This window comes from Microbacterium sp. ZW T6_19, assembly GCF_044987465.1.
Taxonomy (GTDB): domain Bacteria; phylum Actinomycetota; class Actinomycetes; order Actinomycetales; family Microbacteriaceae; genus Microbacterium; species Microbacterium natoriense_A.
This window is the reverse complement of sequence record NZ_JBJDRH010000003.1, coordinates 245216-261287: the sequence shown is the minus strand read 5'-3', so window position 1 is coordinate 261287 and position 16072 is coordinate 245216. Positions and strand designations below refer to the sequence as shown.

The window sequence follows — 16072 nt, the reverse complement described above, 5'->3', positions numbered from 1 at the left end:
TCGCTTCGCTCGCTCAGTACGACGCTCGCCATATCGCGCGCTCAACGACCAACGCGCGCTCAACGACCGATGCGCGGAACCTCAGCCGAAGAGCAGAGTCAGCACCGTCGCGCCGCCGCCGCCGAGGATCAGCGCGATGATGACGGTCCAGGCCACGATACGGATGCGCCGGTTGCGGCGGTCGTCGAGGTCGCCGTAGTCGTCGGTGTCTTCGCTCATGATTCTCGCTCGCTCAACGAACCGGGTCAGCCGACCGGCTCGGCGATGGTGGGGCCGAAGGCCGCGGGCAGTGTGGCCTGCGAGCGCTCGCGCAGCTCGGCGACCGACACCGTGAAGACGTCCTGCACCTCGAGCTGCGGCTCGACGTCGGTCACGCCGATGCGCATCACCGGGTAGCCCCGACCCTCGCAGAGTCCGCGGAACTTCACGTCGTCCTCGCGCGGCACCGTCACGATGACGCGGCCGGTCGACTCGGAGAACAGGGCGGATGCCGCATCCACACCGTCGCGCTCGATGATCTCGTTGAGCCAGACGCGGGCGCCGACGCTGAAGCGGGTGACTCCCTCGGCGAGCGCCTGTGCGAGACCGCCCTCGGAGAGGTCGTGCGCCGAGGAGATGAGCCACTCGTCGCGTGCCGCGGCGAGGAGGCCTGCGAGTCGCTTCTCGCCGGCGAGGTCGACCTTCGGCGGGTGTCCGCCGAGGTGCTGGTGCACGGTCTCGGCCCATGCCGAGCCGGAGAGCTCGGTCGAGGTGGTGCCGAGCAGGTAGATGTTCTGGCCCTCGTCCTGCCACCCCGAGGGGATGCGGCGCGAGACGTCGTCGATGATGCCGAGCACGCCGACGAGCGGGGTCGGGTGGATCGGCACGTCGCCGGTCTGGTTGTAGAACGAGACGTTGCCTCCGGTCACCGGGGTGCCCAGCTCGTAGCATCCGTCTGCGAGGCCGTCGACCGTCTGGCCGAACTGCCACATGACCTCGGGGTTCTCGGGAGAGCCGAAGTTCAGGCAGTCGGTGATCGCGGTGGGAACGGCGCCCGTGACGGCGACGTTGCGGTACGCCTCGGCGAGAGCCAACTGTGCACCAGCGTACGGGTCGAGCTGGCAGTAGCGGCCGTTGGCGTCGGTCGAGATCGCGAAGCCGAGACCCGACTCCTCGTCGACGCGGATCATGCCCGCGTCGTCGGGGAAGGCGAGGGCGGTGTTGCCGAGCACGTAGTAGTCGTACTGGTTGGTGATCCAGCGGGTGTCGGCGAGGTTCGGCGATGCGACCAGGTCGAGGAACTGCGTCTTCAGCGTCTCGGGGTCGTTCGAGCGGGGCAGGTTCTCAGCAGCATCCGCCTGCAGCGCGTCGATCCACGTCGGGTACGCGACCGGGCGGTCGTAGACCGGACCGTCGACCGCGACGGTCGAGGGGTCGACGTCGACGATGCGCTCGCCCTGCCAGTCGATGATGAGGCGGCCGTCGCCGGTGACCTCGCCGAGCACGGAGGTCTCGACCTCCCACTTGTTCACGACCTCGAGGAAGGCGTCGAGCTTCTCGGGCGCGACGATCGCCATCATGCGCTCCTGCGACTCCGACATGAGGATCTCCTCAGCCGTGAGCGACGGGTCGCGCAGCAGAACGTTGTCGAGCGAGACCTTCATGCCGCTGTTGCCGTTGGCCGCGAGCTCGCTGGTCGCGCAGGAGATGCCGGCGGCGCCCAGGTCTTGAATGGCCTCGACCAGCTCGTCGCGGTACAGCTCGAGGCAGCACTCGATCAGCACCTTCTCGGCGAACGGGTCGCCGACCTGCACAGCGGGGCGCTTGGTGGGGCCGCCGTCGGCGAAGGTGTCGGATGCGAGGATGCTGGCGCCGCCGATGCCGTCGCCGCCGGTGCGGGCGCCGAACAGCACGACCTTGTTGCCGACGCCGGTGGCGTTGGCGAGCTTGAGGTCTTCGTGGCGCAGCACGCCGACCGCGAGCGCGTTGACGAGCGGGTTGGCCTGGTAGACGGAATCGAAGACCGTCTCGCCGCCGATGTTCGGCAGGCCGAGGCAGTTGCCGTAGAAGCTGATGCCGCTCGTGACGCCGTGCACGACGCGGGCGGTGTCGGGGTGGTCGATTGCTCCGAAGCGCAGGGCGTCCATGACCGCGACCGGGCGTGCGCCCATCGAGATGATGTCGCGGACGATGCCGCCGACGCCGGTCGCCGCACCCTGGAACGGCTCGATGAACGAGGGGTGGTTGTGCGACTCGGCCTTGAAGGTCACGGCCCAGCCCTCGCCGACGTCGATGACGCCCGCGTTCTGGCCCATGCCCACCATCAGGCGTTCCTTCATCTCGTCGGAGACCTTCTGGCCGAAGCGGCGCAGGTAGTTCTTCGACGACTTGTACGAGCAGTGCTCCGACCACATCACGGAGTACATGGCCAGCTCACCCGAGGTGGGGCGGCGGCCGAGAATCTCGCGGATCTTCGCGTACTCGTCGTCCTTCAGGCCCAGCGCCGCGTAGGGCTGTTCCTTCTCGGGGGTCGCTTCTGCGTTGGCGACGGAGTCGGGAACGTGCTTGTGGGCGGTGGCTTCGGGGGCGTTGGTCACGCGCACTCCTCAAGAAGGGGGCCGGCGGGCGTTCCCATTCTACCGGGGCTGATCGTAGGCTCGTGCGGGGTCGAAACCGGCGGGTGCGGCTGACTGAGAAGAGGGGGCGCCGCCTCTGACAGAGCGGCGCCCCCTCTGTCAGAGGGCATTCCGGAGAGCGTCGACGATCGCGGTGCCTCGATCGTCGCCCGCCTCCATCATGTTCGTGAGGAAGGCGAACCCGATCTTCGCTTCGGGCTCGGCGAAGGCGACCTGCCCGCCCGCACCGTCGTGACCGAATCCCTGGGGGGTGACGTAGCGCCGCGCCCCGGAGTCGAGCTGGAACCCCATCCCCCATGCGGGCCAGGGGCCGGGTGCGGTGAAGAACGGTTCGCCCGCGCTCTGGACCGAGGTCGCTTCCATGCGCACGTCCTCTCCGATCAGACGGTGGCCGTTCGTCGGCGTCACCGTCGCCGACCAGACGGTCGCCAGCGCGCGAGCGGTGGCGATGCCGCCGGCGCCCGGAATGATCGCCCGATGCAGGGCGGGATCGTTGAAGCCGCTGCCCGGTCCCACGAGTGCGGCAGGCAGAGCCCCGCCCAAAGTCATGGCCTGCGCGGGCCAGTGGTTCTGCGGATCCTCGACGAGGCGCGCGGTCGCATCGGCCAGGGTCGCGCCGATCGACATCGTCGCCACCCGCTCTTCGACGGCGGGCGGGATGCCGATCCACGCGTCGACGCCCAGGGGACTTGAGATGGCACGATCGAAAAGCTCGCGCACCGAGAGCCCCGTAGCCCGCCTCAGAACCTCGCCGACCAGCCAGCCGTGCGTGATCGGATGATAGGCGTAGGCCGTGCCCGGTGCCCAGAAGGGCTCTGACTGCTCGACCTCGGCGACGACCTGCGCGAAGTCGAGCAGCTGTGCGCGGGAGAGCGGGCGACGGAGCGCCGGAACTCCCGCCCGATGCGCGAGCAGGTGCCGTACGCGCGTGCTCTCCTTGCCGTTGTGCGCGAACTCGGGCCAATGATCGACGACCAGGTCGTCGTAACCGATAGATCCCTGTTCGACGCACTGCGCCACGAGGATCGCCATCAGTCCCTTCGTGCAGGAGAAGATGACGGAGGCCGTGTCCGCCTTCCACGCCGCGCCTGGGCCGGCTTCGCCCGCCCAGACGTCGACGATCGTCTTCCCGTCGACGAGGACGGAGAGCGCCGCCCCCATGCCCTTCCGCCCGTCGAAAGCGCGCGCGAAGGCGTCGGCGACTCCTCCGAAGCCCGCCTCCACCGCTCCGTCGATCCTCGTGTTCACTGCGCCACCGTCCCGTTCGCGATCGATGGCCATCCGTCAGGGCCCGGGACCAGGGCGATCGGGTCCGAGATCCGCCCTCCGAACTCCTCGGTGCTGCTGCCGTTCATGAAGCCGATCAACGACAGTCGGCCCTCGCGGTCCCGCACCGCACGCGCCGCATACAGGTACTCGTCGTGCAGGAGCCGCGCGTGCTCGATCGCGCACCACCCGGTCTTCGGGTCGCGAGGCGCGACCCACACTCCTCCGGCGCGATCACTCATGCGATCACCGGCGAGATGCGTGCGATCGCATGAGAACAGTACGAAGTGCCCGCCTTCGAACTCGAGGGCCTGCAGCACCTCCAGGTGCGCGAATCCCGCGCCCGGTGCGCTCAGCGGCTCGCCGATCGTCCAGGAGCTCAGATCGCGCGAGGTCGCATGGCCCACGACGCCGAGGTCACGGGGGTCGGCGGACTCCTCGGTGCGTTTCGCTCTCGACGTGATCAGCATGTGCCAGAGATCCCCGTCGAAGAAGACCCACGGGTCTCTCCAGGCTTCCTCCGGCCACGTGCCGTCGGCCAGCGTCTCGTACCAGCGCGGATCCGCGCGCAGAACCGGCGATGGCGCCTTCGACCAGGAATGAAGGTCGGTCGAATCGGCGGCGCCGATGCTCTCGACGTTCGTGTGAGCATCCGGTGCGAGGAACACCGACCCCGTATAGAACATCCGCCAGCCGGCGGTCTGCGGCACCACGCATCCGGTCCACGTCGCCGTCGCATCGAACTCCCCGGGCGCTCCCGGCTCGAGAACCGTGCCGTGCGAGGTCCACTCGCGCAGATCCGTCGACGTCGCGTGCCCGATCACGGCGTTGCGGTGTCGCAGGGCGGGATCGCCCAGTGCTCGTGGTGCGTTGAGGTAGAAGAGATGGAAGAGGTCGCCGTCGTCGGCGATCCAGCAGTCCCAGACCCAGCGGTCGGGAATCTCGAATGGCATGGCTGCCCTTTCGCATGGTGGCGGAGCGCCGCGCTCGTGCGCGACGCCGTGCGGCCGGCCGAACAGCTCAGCTGCGGTGGAGGACGTCTCCCAGAGCCCGGACGATCGCGTCTCCACGGTCATCCGAATGAAGCTCCATGAGGTTGGTCACGTAGGCGAACCCCACTCGGTGGCGGCGGTCGGCGAAGGTGACCTGGCCGCCGGCTCCGTCGTGCCCGAACGACTCGGGGCTGAGGAACGGCCGGCGCTCCGACGGGATCATGAAGCCCGTGCCCCACCGCGGGTACGGGCCGGGAAGCCACCACACCGGCTCGCCCTCGCTCTGCACACGGGTCATCTCGGTGACCACGTCCTCTCCGAGCAGGCGATGCCCGTCGGTACGGATCACGGTCGACGACCAGATGGTCGCCAGCGCATGTGCGGTTCCGATTCCGCCCGCGCCCGGGATCTCTGCCTCGTGGACCTTCGGGTCGTCGAAACCTGCGCCGGGGACGACGAGTTCTGCGGGGAAAGCGGCGCCGAGCGTCATGGTCCGCCCCATCCACCGCGCCTGCTCCGGGTCGAGTTCCGGCATGCCGCCCGGTGGGGGCGCATCCATGCTCCCGCCTCGCGTGAGGCGGGCGACGGCCGGCTCCCGATCCGCAGGGATGCCGATCCACGCGTCGGCCGACAGCGGTTCCGCGATCTCCTCACGGAAGAATCGGCCGACGGGGGTGCCCGTGATGCGGCGGACGATCTCGCCGACGAGCCAGCCGTAGGTGAGCGCGTGGTATCCGTACTGTGTGCCCGGCTCCCACAGCGGCTCCTCCGCCGCGAGCCGCTCGGTCATCGCGGTCCAATCGAGCGCGGTGGCGAGATCGACGTCCGCACGGAGTGCGGCGAGGCCGGCACGGTGCGACATGACCTGCCTCACCGTGATCGACTCTTTGCCTGCGGCTGCGAACTCCGGCCAGTATCGGCTGACGGGTGCGTCGAGGTCGAGCGCACCCGCCTCCACGAGGCGTGCGGCGAGGATCGCGACCAGGCCCTTGGTGCCGCTGAAGATCACGGCGGGCGTCGTCTGCTGCCAGGGACGCTCCGGGCTCGACGAGGCGTGCCCGTGCCAGACGTCCACCACGGTCTCGCCCTCGATGCGGATGCTGAGGGCGGAGCCCCCGGTCTCACCGGCGGTGGCGGCGAACGCCTCGACGACGTGTTCGAATTCGGGCGCAGCGGCGCCCTGGATGTCGTTCATGCGGTACTCAGCCTTTGATTGCGGAACTGGCGATGCTGGCGACGAACCAGCGCTGGAAGATCAGGAAGACGATGAGCACCGGGAGGATGAAGATCACTCCGAACGCCAGCACACTCCCCCATTCAGGGGGTTGTGCAGCCTGGAACACGCTCAGCTCGAGCGGGAGCGGCCGCACCGACGTGTCGGTGACCATGAGCACCGGCCACAGATACGAACCCCATTGGGCGAGGAACGTGAGGATCGCGACCGTTGCGAACGCGGGCTTGCTCATCGGCACCACGATCGTGAAGAAGGTGCGGAAGGGGCCGGCGCCGTCGAGTCGAGCGGCCTCTTCGATCTCGCCCGGGATGCCGAGGAAGAACGTGTAGAAGAGGAAGATCGAGAACGCGCTCGCGACGAACGGGATGGCCTGTATGAGGATCGTGTTCCGGCTTCCGCTGAGCATGTAGTACAGCGGGAGGGCGACGGCCTCGAACGGGATGATGGTCAGAACCGTGACGAGCAGGAGCACGAAGGAGCGGCCCTTCCAGCGCATCCTCGCGAGGGCGTACCCGGCGAGCGAGTTGACCACGAGGCCGCCGACCAGGACGAGTGCCGTGACCACCACCGAGACGGCGATGAACTGCCACAGGTATCCGGTGGTCGAGTTGGAGAACCGGCGGAAGACGTCGATGTAGTTCTCCAGCGAGAACTCGGTGGGGAAGAACCCGCGCACTCCCGTCAGGACCTGATCACCGGGGCGGAAGCTGCCGACGACGAGGTAGTAGATCGGGGCGAAGAACACGAGGGCGAAGAACGCCAGCAGTGCGTACTCGACGATGCGGGTCGCGATGCTGCCCGAGCGACTGCGGACGATGCTCATTCGACACCGCCTTCCTGGCGGATGAGCCGCCTCTGGATCAGTGCGATGACGGCGACGATGATGAGGAAGACCACGGCCATCGCAGCGCCCTGGCCGATGTTGTTCTGGTCGTATCCGGTGGTGATCACCTGATACATCACGGTCTGGGTCGCCTCGATGTTGATGGATGCGCTCTTGTCGAGCAGATACACCTGGTCGAACAGCCGGAACGCGAAGATCGTCGTGAGAAGCGTGACGAAGATCAGGGTGTTCCGCACGCCGGGCACGGTCACGTGGACGAACTGGCTCCACCAGCCCGCGCGGTCGATCGAGGCCGCTTCGTAGAGCTCGGGCGGAACGCTCTGCAGCGCGCCCAGCAGGATGATCATCTGGAAGCTCACGCTCTGCCAGATCGACATGACGATGATCGCGCCCAGCGCGGTCGACGGATCGCCGAGCCAGTCGTGCGGTCCGATCGCGCCACCGCTCACGGCGCCGAGGAAGCCGTTGAGCAGACCGTTCTCGTCGCGAGCGAAGATGAGGCGCCAGATCACGGCGACGAGCGCGAGCGGGAACACCAGCGGCATGAAGAACAGCGTGCGGAAGACCGTCATGCCTCGGAGCTTGCGATTGATGAGGATCGCGAGGCCGAGGGCGAGCGCGGTCTGCAGCGGAACCACGACGAGCGCGAATGCGAAGTTGTTCCCGAGTGAGCGGAGGAAGGTGGCGCTGATGTCCGGATCGAAGAACAGCCGTGCATACTGTTCGATCCCGACGAACCGAGGGGGCCGAGGGTTTCCGAGCTGGATGCGGAAGAACGACATCACGACGGCCCCCAGGAAGGGGATCGCCAAGAAGGCGGTGAGCAGGATCAGCCCGGGGGCGGCCATCAGGGGACCGGCGGCGCTGGCCGATCGCCGGCCGCCGCGGGGACGGGATCGGGACCCGCCGCTGCGCGATCGGGTGGTGGGGAACGTCATGTCTGTCCTCAGATGGGGTGCGCTGGGCGAAGCATCCTCCGCCCAGCGCACCGGTGCCGACGGGTTACTTGTAGTCGTCGTTGTCGACGAAGTCGCGGTCGATGGCGCGTGCCGCCGCGCTCAGGGACTCCGCAGCGTCGGCGCCTCCCCAGACGGCGCTGAGCGCTTTGCCGAACTCTGCGGTCACCACGGGGTAGCCGGCGGTGATGGGTCTCGAGACGGCGACGCAGTCGACCTTCAGAGTGTCTTCGGTCGGGCAGGCCGAGTTCAGCTGCGCGGAGAGGTAGGCCAGCGGCTTGCCGTCGCCGTAGAGGGCGGATGCGGTGAGCGCCGTCGTCGTCGCCGGCGGTGCCCCGTTGGCGGACGTGTACGCGTTCACGACGTCGTCGCTCATCAGGTAGTCGAGCAGCGCGCCGGCCGCGGTGGCGTTCTTGGTGGCGCCGCCCATGCTCCAGGCGATGGTGCCGGAACCCGTCTTCGCGCCCTGCCCGAAGTCGGGAAGCGGACCGACGACGAGATCATCGCCGAGCGCCTCCTTGTAGGCCGGGTACAGCCAGTTGCCCATCCAGTTCAGAGCTACGCGGCCCGACTGGAACGCGACGCCGTCAGTGTCGGGATCGGTGTACTGCCGCCATGACGCCCACATCTCGACGGCCTCGACCGCGGTCTCGGAATCGAGTGCGCCCGACGCGCGACCGTCTTCGATGAGGGGTGTGCCAGCCGACCAGAGCACCGGCGCGAATGCGTAGATGCCGTACTCGGTGGAGAAACCGTTGTTCTCCGCGAGCCCGAATGGGCGGCCGTCCGGGTCGAGAGCGGCGAGCTTGTCGAGCACGTCGCTGAACTCCTCAGCGGTCCACGCGTCGGCGGCGCTCGACGGCATGGTCACCCCCGCAGCATCCAGGAGCTTCTTGTTGCCCCACATCGCCAGCCCCGAGTTCATCATGCCGACCGCGTAGAGGTCGCCGTCGACCGTGTTCTGGCCCTTGATCGCGGCGGTCTGATTCTCGATGGTGTCTTTCGAGACCCAGTCGTCGATCGGCGCGATCCGGTTGAGGTAGGCGAAGTTGGCGATCAGCGGCCCGTCGACCTCGACCACGTCGGGAAGCTCCTCATCGGAGGCGGTCTGCAGCGCCGTCGTGAACTGATCAGCGGGGATGAACTGCATGTCGATGGTGATGTCCCCGTTGGACTTCTCGAAGTCATCCATGATCTTCTGGATCGCTTCGTTCTCCGCCGACTGGCCATCGAGCGCCCAGACGGTGATCGTGCCGGTGCCGCTGCCCGCTTCGACGCGTGCGGAGGGATCGGCCGTGCCTGAGCAGCTCGTGAGCATCATGACCGCTCCGAGGCTGAGGGCAGAGACCCTCAACCATCTGCGTGACCTCTCGGAAACTGAGTGCAGTGATCGCATGTGAATGACTCCTTCGTCGAACTGGTCAAGGGAAAGCGGCGCGCTCGGGAGCGCGCTCGGAGGTGGGCGGGGTTCACGGCCCATCTCCCGTAATCTCGGGTGCTACAACCATTTAGCATCATGCCGGAGATCGCGATCGTCGTCAAGACGCGACCTCGATTCGCCGTTCGGCGGTCAGTCAGCCGCGGACGCGCGTGCGGCTCACGACGGGTCGTGACGTCGCGGGCTCCACGCCGATGACGCGGGGGCTTCGAGAGCCGGGTCAGCGCGTGGGCGCCGCCACGGAATTTCTCACGATCGTCGGCATCGGTATGAGGACCTCTTCGTCGGCGGACGGGTTGAGCAGGAGCTGCACTGCCTTTTCGCCCATGTCCTCGTGCGGGAGCCCGATCGTGGTGAGCCCGGGTCGCAGGTAGGAGGCCAGTTCGTCGTCGTCGAAGGAGATCACGGAGATGTCATCGGGAACCGAGAGCCCCGCGTCTGCCAGCGCCTGATAGGCGCCGAACGCGATCCGGTCGTTCAGGCACAGCAAAGCGGTGACCGGACGCCCCCGTTCGAGGACCGCCCGGGTTGCGGCGTACCCGCGGTCGGGAACCCAGATCGAGATGGACTCCTCATCGATGAAGCTCAGGTCGTGTGCACGCATCGCTTCGGTGATACCCGCCATACGTCTGGTCACCGCGATCGAGCGGAGCAGCTCTGCACTGACCTGATCGCGTTGTCCGATGAGTGCGATGCCGTTCCTGTGCCCGTGCTGCACGAGCAGATCGACCGCGGCGCGCCCTCCGGCTTCCTCGTCCGGCAGCACCGAGCGGCGGTGGATCGGACTCGCCGCGTTGAGCATCACGACTTCGGTACCGGCCGGAACCTCGGGCAGGTCGACCTCGCGGGCGCGCATCGATGCGAACAGGATGCCGTCGGCTTGACGGTCGAGGACCGCCTCGACCGCGACGGCCTGTCGCCGGGGATCGCCGTTGGTCTCCATCACGAGTACCACGTGACCGGCTTCTTCTGCGGCCGCGATCGTGCCCTCGATGAGTCCGGAGGCGAAACGCGTCGTCGTGACCATGTCGGAGATGAAGCCGATCGTATGGGTCTTGTCTCCGCGAAGGGCTCGAGCCGACAGATTCGGGCGATAACCGAGTGCCTGGGCTGCGCTGAACGCCCGGTCCCTGGCGTCCTGCGACAGTCGGGTGTTCGGTCGGCCGTTGAGGATCAGAGACACCGCCGTCGGTGAGAGCCCCGCGAGGCGGGCGACATCGGCGAGCGTCACTCTCTTCCCGGTCACGGTCGGTCCCTCCTGTCCGACCGGCCGTGATCCGCGGACGGTCATTGCCACTCTAGGTGCTGAACCCTTGAAGCACCGGCGCTCGGGCGTGGCAGGCGCCTCGCGGCAGCGACTATGCTCACACAGTCGACGAGCACGCCCCGGCTCGGCGACTCACTCTCGAGACGGAGATCGGATGCGCACCGCGATCGTCGGAGCCGTGCTGCTCGTCGCCGGCGCGGTCGCTGCCGTGACCGGCATCCTCCCGCTGTCCGACCTGGTCGAACTGTGGGATCGCGTGTGGCCGATCCTGCTGTTCGTGTTGGCGATCACGGTCGTCACCGAGCTCGCCGCGGCCGCCGGGCTGTTCACGGTCATCGCGCAGCACACCGCTCGCTGGGGGCGCGGTCGTGCGTGGACGCTGTGGTTGCTGGTCGCCCTGCTGGCCACCGTGAGCACGATCTTCCTCTCGCTCGACACGACCGCGGTGCTGCTGACCCCGGTCGTGGTCGTGCTCGCGCGTCATTCGGGACTCGATCCCCTGCCGTTCGCCTTGACGACCGTGTGGCTCGCCAACACCGGTTCGCTGCTGCTTCCCGTCTCGAACCTCACCAATCTGCTCGCGCAGCACGCGATGGGACAACCCAGTCCGTTCGAGTTCGCGGCCCTCACGGCGGCGCCGGCCGTCGTCGCGATCGTCGTGCCGCTCGCGGTGATCTTCGTGCTCTACCGCCGCAGCCTGCTCGCCCGATACCGCACGGGCGAGGGCGTGGCGGTCGACGATCCCGTGCTGTTCCGCTGGAGCGCAGGTGTCGTCGCGGCCCTCGTCCCCCTGCTCGTGTCGGGGCTGCCCGTGTGGATTCCGGCGGTCGCCGCCGCGCTCGTGCTCGGCGCCGTGTTCCTGGTGCGGCGCCGGGGCGTGCTGCGCGTGGGACTGCTGCCGTGGCAGCTGATCCTGCTCGCGTCGGGTCTGTTCCTGTTCATCGAGGCCCTGCACGCGGTGGGGCTCGGAACCGTGCTCGCCGCCGTGTCGGGAGAAGGAGAGTCTCCGCTCGCGCTGCTGCGGCTGGCGGTGACCGGCATGGTGGGCGCCAACGCGATCGACAACCTCCCCGCGTATCTGGCACTCGAACCGTCGGCCGAGAGCCCGCTGCGGCTGGCGGCGCTGCTCATCGGCGTCAACGCCGGCCCGCTCATCACGCCGTGGGCGTCGCTCGCGACGCTGCTGTGGCATCAGCGGCTCACGTCGATGGGCGTCGAGATCAGATGGGGTCGATACATGCTGCTGGGAGTGGTCGTCGCACCGCTCACGGTCGTGCTGTCGACGCTGGCGCTCGCCGCGTTCGCGTAGACGGCGATCGCGCGCTGGCTGTTCTCGCCGAGACCCCCACCTATTGTCGAGACCCCCAGCTATAACCGGGGGTCTCGACAATAAGAGGGGGTCTCGACGGGGCAGGGTGGAGGATGCCGCAGCGCAGCCCCTCGCGCGTGGCGGATGCCCGCGGAGCGTGTCAAGGGTGTTCTGAGTGTCGGTGGCCTCGCGTAGGAAGAAGGGGACGGAAGGAACACGCATGGCTGCTGGAGACATCGAGACGTATCACCGCAACGGAATCTGGTTCAACCGCATCGAGGGGGAATCGACCACGTTGGGCATGAGCTTCGAGAGCCGCGCAGATGCCGTCAGCGTGGGGCGCAGCGCTGCCGCCGCCCGTCAGGTCGGGCACTCGGTGCGCACCGAGGAAGGGCCTTCGGCCGATGCGAGCGCGTACGAACGGCATGCGCGTGAACTGATCGCGTGATGCTGCTCCAGGCATGCATCAACGGCGCGCGAGACGCATCGCAGCATCCGTGGCTGAGCGCAGACGAGGCGTTGTCGGCCGACGACGCCGCGCGTGCGGTGGCGGCCGGAGCGCAGGAGATCCACGTCCACCCGAAGGATGCCGCGGGGCGTGACAGTCTCGCGGCCGACGACGTCGCCCGGTGGGTGCGGGCGATTCGTGCGGCGTGCCCCGGAGTGCCGGTCGGCGTGACGACCGGCGCCTGGGCCGAGCCCGACTCCGAGCGCCGCACCGCGGCGATCGCCGGATGGACGGTGCTCCCCGACTACGCGTCGGTCAACTGGCATGAGGCCGGAGCCGACGAGGTCGCGGCTGCGCTGATCGACCGCGGTGTCGGCGTCGAAGCGGGCATCTGGGACGGCCCTGGACTGGAGGCATGGCGGCGTTCTCCCGTGCGCGCCGACTGTCTGCGCGTTCTGGTCGAATTGCCCGATGAGGCCGTCGAGACCATGCGCCGCCACGCCGAGGGGCTGATCGCCCACATCGCGCGTGAGGAGCCGATGCTGCCGATCCTCCTGCACGGCGAAGACCGCTCTGCCTGGGCGGCTTTCGATCTCGCGGTCGAACGCGGCCTCGATTCACGCGTGGGGCTCGAAGACACCCTCACGCTCCCCGATGGGCGGCCTGCCTCGGACAACGCGTCGCTCGTGCGGGCCGCGGTCGCGCGGAGGAAGGCACTAGAGGATGCTCGGTCTTAGTTCGACGCGGTGATGATGTGCGCCTGGATCCTCCCGCGCACCTCTCCCTCGCCGTACCGCGAGGCGATCCGGGCTGCGGCCCTCTCTGTCGCCTCCTGCAACGCACCGGCATCCCGTTCCTCGATCTCCGCCCGTACCGGGGTTCCCTGGCAGTAGGCGGTCGCGGCGATCAGAGGCGACGGCGCGACGCTCTGCGCGGTGACGGTGTCGAACCCGATGCGAGTGAAGCCGGCATCCCTCAGCTCGCGCTCGATCTGCGCGATGTCGTGGTAGCCGTGCGGGACGCGGGCCATGAAGCGTGGCGGGTCGTCGGGGAACATCTCGGCGAGCTCGTCGGTAACCTCGGCCGCGAACTCGTTCGTGTCGAGATCGTCCCAGACGCTGAAGAGGAACACGCCGCCAGGCGCGAGCACGCGCAGCGCCTCACGGTAGGCGCGCACCCGATCGGGGAAGAACATGGCGCCGAACTGGCACAGGACGACGTCGAAGCCACCGTCGTCGAACGGCAGGTCCAGCGCGTCGGCGGACTGCCAACGCACGCGCGGATCAGGAAGGACGGATGCCGCGAAGTCGAGCATCGGGCGGCTGAGGTCTGTGGCGATGTAGACGGTGTCGGCGGGCAGCTGAGGGAGCAGGAAGCGCGGGACCACGCCGGTTCCGGCGGCGGTCTCGAGCACTCGCTTCGGCGAGAGAGCGGATGCTCGGTGGGCGAGGTCGGCCGCGTAGGGCTCGAAGATGAGCGGCACCATGTAGCGGTCGTAGTTCTCGGGGATCGACCCGGAGAAGACGTTGTCAGGATCGGGCATCGTTGCACCTCTTGAGGTGAGGCTACGCGCCCACGGCGATGCGGGGAAGAGCCCTGAGGCGATCGTTTCGCGGCGCGCGTGCGGCATCCGCTCTCTGAAAGGAAGCTGGCAGTCTCCTCCTTCTGCGTAACGAGAAGCCGCTCGCGCCGTCTCATCAAGTACTGGGAGAAAGCTCGGCATGGCCGAGCCGAACAAGCTGGGGAGATGCAATGACGATTCGGGGAGCGCACGTTCAGCGTGCTCGCACGACGACACGAGGCCGGGGGCCGCGCTGGGGGCGCGGCCTTCTGTCGGCGGTGACCGGGCTGACCCTGGTCGCCGCGGCCATGCTCGGCACCGCGCAGATCGCCGCGGCCGCGCCGACCGTGACGCATTCCGATGCGATCTCGAACCTCGCGATCGAGAAGACCGACGGCACCGGGCCGGTCGCGCAGTGGGAGAAGGTCCGCATCACGGGCGACTGGTCGGTGCCCACCGGATCGAAGGCCGGAGACACCTTCGGTATGTCTTTGCCGGAGGAGTTCAGCCGCACCGGCGGCGGAGCGTTCGACATCACCGATCCCGCGACGGGCGTCGTGCTCGCTCAGTGCCAGGTCGCCGACGGCAGTGGTCCGGAACTCGTCTGCACGCTGACGCAGGCCGTCGAAGGCATGGAGAATCCCGGAGGGTCGTTCTGGCTCGAGGTGACCGCCTCGCGATCGACCACGAGCACCACGGTCGAGTTCGACCTGGGCGGCAGAGTCGAGATCGTGGAGCTCCCGGGCGGCGGCGGGATCACTCCCGAGGACCTGACCGAGGCGGAGCAGCCGTACAAGTACGGTGGCCCGACGGCGGTCGACGGGCGGCTCGAGTGGGTGGTCGGGATTCCGAGCAGTGCGGTGCTCGACGGCGGTTTCGTTGTGAAGGACTCGCTCGATCAGGGGCTGGAGAACCACCACTACACCGGCGAGATCCGGCTGCTGCAGCGGCCCGTGGTCGACGGCGTCCTCGTCGGCGACTGGTCGGAGGTCGCGGCAACCCAGTATCAGGTCGTGTTCGCGCCTGACGGTCGCTCCTTCGAGTTCACCGCATCCGGACTGCCGGAATCCGGGCTCTCCTATCGTCTGCTCTACTTCACGCAGGCGGATGACATGGTTCTTCCCGGTGACGTGTTCGGCAACAAGGCGATCGTCAACACCTCGGAGACCTCGGCGAACGTCGTCATCGCCCAGTCAGGCGGGGGCAGTGGAACGGGCGACCAGTACACCCGGTTCGAGATCACCAAGGTGCTCACGGGCGCTGCAGCTGATGCGGCCCGCGGCGCGACGTTCACAGTGCGCTACTCGGTCAAGGGCTCGGACGAGCCATCGAAGACGCTGTCGGTTCCCGTGGGGCAGGCGGTGCGCAGCGATCGTGTGCCGCTCGGATCGACCTTCATCATCGAGGAAGTCGACCTCCCTGTGATCGACGGGGTCACCTGGGGTGACTGGATCATCGAGGGGGAAGGCGTCGTCGAGACCGAAGACGGCCGGTACGAGGTCACGCCGGCGACGTCGGCCGGGGTGAGCCTCACCCTCACGAACGAGGCGAACGCGACGCCGGTCGACGGCAGTCTGTCGTGGGAGAAGGTCGATCACGCAGGTGCAGCGCTCGCGGGCTCGGAGTGGCTCCTGTCTGGTCCGCTCGGCGACATCACCGTGGTCGACGGCGGGCAGGGCGACGAGGCTGAGGCCGACGGCATCCTGAGCGTCAGTGGGCTTCCGGCCGGGACGTACACCCTGACCGAGACCAAGGCGCCGCAGGGGTACGAGCGCACCGACGAGACCTTCACCGCGACGATCGACGCCGAGCATCAGGTCGTGAGCTTCGGGCAGATCGTCAACGAGAAGACGCCGGCTCCGGTCGTCACGCCGACTCCTCCTGCGACGCCGTTTGAGCTCGCGCTCACGGGTGGTGGCGATGGCCGCAGCCTGGCGCTGATCGCGTTCGCTCTTCTTCTCAGCGGCGCTGCCGTTACGGTCGGTGCCGTCGTCCGGAGGCGAGTGAGCGCCTCGAAGCGCTGAGAGTCGAGGGCCGCTGCGGTTGCGCAGCGGCCCTGTCGGCGGTCTGCCGGGATCGGGTGGCCGGGGTCGGGATGCGGCGTGGGCGTCGGATGCCGGGGAGCGCTCTGTGATGTGAGAG

14 protein-coding genes are annotated in these 16072 nt (G+C 68.2%); 4 read left to right on the top strand and 10 right to left on the bottom strand.

The annotated features are described in order from the left end of the window. Nucleotides 1-81: 81 nt before the first annotated feature. From ACI3KT_RS06270 to ACI3KT_RS06230, 9 genes are all read right to left on the bottom strand, one after another. Nucleotides 82-219, bottom strand: coding sequence for a hypothetical protein (locus tag ACI3KT_RS06270; protein WP_404903156.1), 138 nt, complete (start codon nucleotides 217-219; stop codon nucleotides 82-84). A gap of 26 nt (nucleotides 220-245) precedes the next feature. Further along, nucleotides 246-2576: a phosphoribosylformylglycinamidine synthase subunit PurL gene (purL, locus tag ACI3KT_RS06265; protein ID WP_404903154.1), complete on the bottom strand. Its 2331-nt coding sequence runs from the start codon at nucleotides 2574-2576 to the stop codon at nucleotides 246-248. 138 nt (nucleotides 2577-2714) lie between these two features. Then, nucleotides 2715-3863 (bottom strand): serine hydrolase domain-containing protein, encoded by a 1149-nt coding sequence (locus ACI3KT_RS06260; protein ID WP_404903152.1) that lies wholly within the window; start codon nucleotides 3861-3863, stop codon nucleotides 2715-2717. Beyond that, nucleotides 3860-4834 (bottom strand): glycosyl hydrolase family 32, encoded by a 975-nt coding sequence (locus tag ACI3KT_RS06255; protein WP_404903150.1) that lies wholly within the window; start codon nucleotides 4832-4834, stop codon nucleotides 3860-3862. Before ACI3KT_RS06255 ends, ACI3KT_RS06260 begins: the two co-directional genes overlap by 4 nt. A 67-nt stretch (nucleotides 4835-4901) precedes the next feature. Continuing rightward, nucleotides 4902-6068: a serine hydrolase domain-containing protein gene (locus ACI3KT_RS06250; RefSeq protein ID WP_404903148.1), complete on the bottom strand. Its 1167-nt coding sequence runs from the start codon at nucleotides 6066-6068 to the stop codon at nucleotides 4902-4904. Between the two features lie 7 nt (nucleotides 6069-6075). Continuing rightward, on the bottom strand, nucleotides 6076-6930 hold the full coding sequence (locus ACI3KT_RS06245; protein ID WP_292906944.1) for a carbohydrate ABC transporter permease: 855 nt from the start codon (nucleotides 6928-6930) through the stop codon (nucleotides 6076-6078). Next, on the bottom strand, nucleotides 6927-7889 hold the full coding sequence (locus tag ACI3KT_RS06240) for a carbohydrate ABC transporter permease (RefSeq protein WP_404903146.1): 963 nt from the start codon (nucleotides 7887-7889) through the stop codon (nucleotides 6927-6929). The genes ACI3KT_RS06245 and ACI3KT_RS06240 overlap by 4 nt, the downstream gene beginning before the upstream one ends. Nucleotides 7890-7953: 64 nt before the next feature. Then, nucleotides 7954-9228: an ABC transporter substrate-binding protein gene (locus ACI3KT_RS06235; RefSeq protein WP_404903144.1), complete on the bottom strand. Its 1275-nt coding sequence runs from the start codon at nucleotides 9226-9228 to the stop codon at nucleotides 7954-7956. A 337-nt stretch (nucleotides 9229-9565) separates the two neighbouring features. Beyond that, nucleotides 9566-10591: a LacI family DNA-binding transcriptional regulator gene (locus tag ACI3KT_RS06230; RefSeq protein ID WP_292906950.1), complete on the bottom strand. Its 1026-nt coding sequence runs from the start codon at nucleotides 10589-10591 to the stop codon at nucleotides 9566-9568. A 175-nt stretch (nucleotides 10592-10766) separates the two neighbouring features. Between ACI3KT_RS06230 and ACI3KT_RS06225 the strand changes: the two genes are divergently transcribed. The 3 genes from ACI3KT_RS06225 (at nucleotide 10767) to ACI3KT_RS06215 (ending at nucleotide 13106) form a co-directional block, all read left to right on the top strand. Further along, nucleotides 10767-11921, top strand: a complete 1155-nt coding sequence (locus ACI3KT_RS06225) for an SLC13 family permease (protein WP_404903142.1) — start codon at nucleotides 10767-10769, stop codon at nucleotides 11919-11921. Between the two features lie 220 nt (nucleotides 11922-12141). Then, nucleotides 12142-12369 carry a hypothetical protein gene (locus ACI3KT_RS06220; RefSeq protein WP_307293658.1) on the top strand — a complete coding sequence of 76 codons (228 nt, stop codon included), beginning with the start codon at nucleotides 12142-12144 and terminating at the stop codon, nucleotides 12367-12369. Further along, nucleotides 12369-13106: a 3-keto-5-aminohexanoate cleavage protein gene (locus ACI3KT_RS06215; RefSeq protein ID WP_404903328.1), complete on the top strand. Its 738-nt coding sequence runs from the start codon at nucleotides 12369-12371 to the stop codon at nucleotides 13104-13106. The genes ACI3KT_RS06220 and ACI3KT_RS06215 overlap by 1 nt, the downstream gene beginning before the upstream one ends. Here ACI3KT_RS06215 and ACI3KT_RS06210 read toward each other — a convergent pair. After that, nucleotides 13103-13912 (bottom strand): class I SAM-dependent methyltransferase, encoded by an 810-nt coding sequence (locus tag ACI3KT_RS06210; RefSeq protein ID WP_404903140.1) that lies wholly within the window; start codon nucleotides 13910-13912, stop codon nucleotides 13103-13105. The genes ACI3KT_RS06215 and ACI3KT_RS06210 overlap by 4 nt on opposite strands. A 209-nt stretch (nucleotides 13913-14121) precedes the next feature. Between ACI3KT_RS06210 and ACI3KT_RS06205 the strand changes: the two genes are divergently transcribed. Next, entirely contained in the window at nucleotides 14122-15954 is a 1833-nt protein-coding gene (locus ACI3KT_RS06205; protein ID WP_404903138.1) for a SpaA isopeptide-forming pilin-related protein, read from the top strand. Nucleotides 15955-16072: the final 118 nt, after the last annotated feature.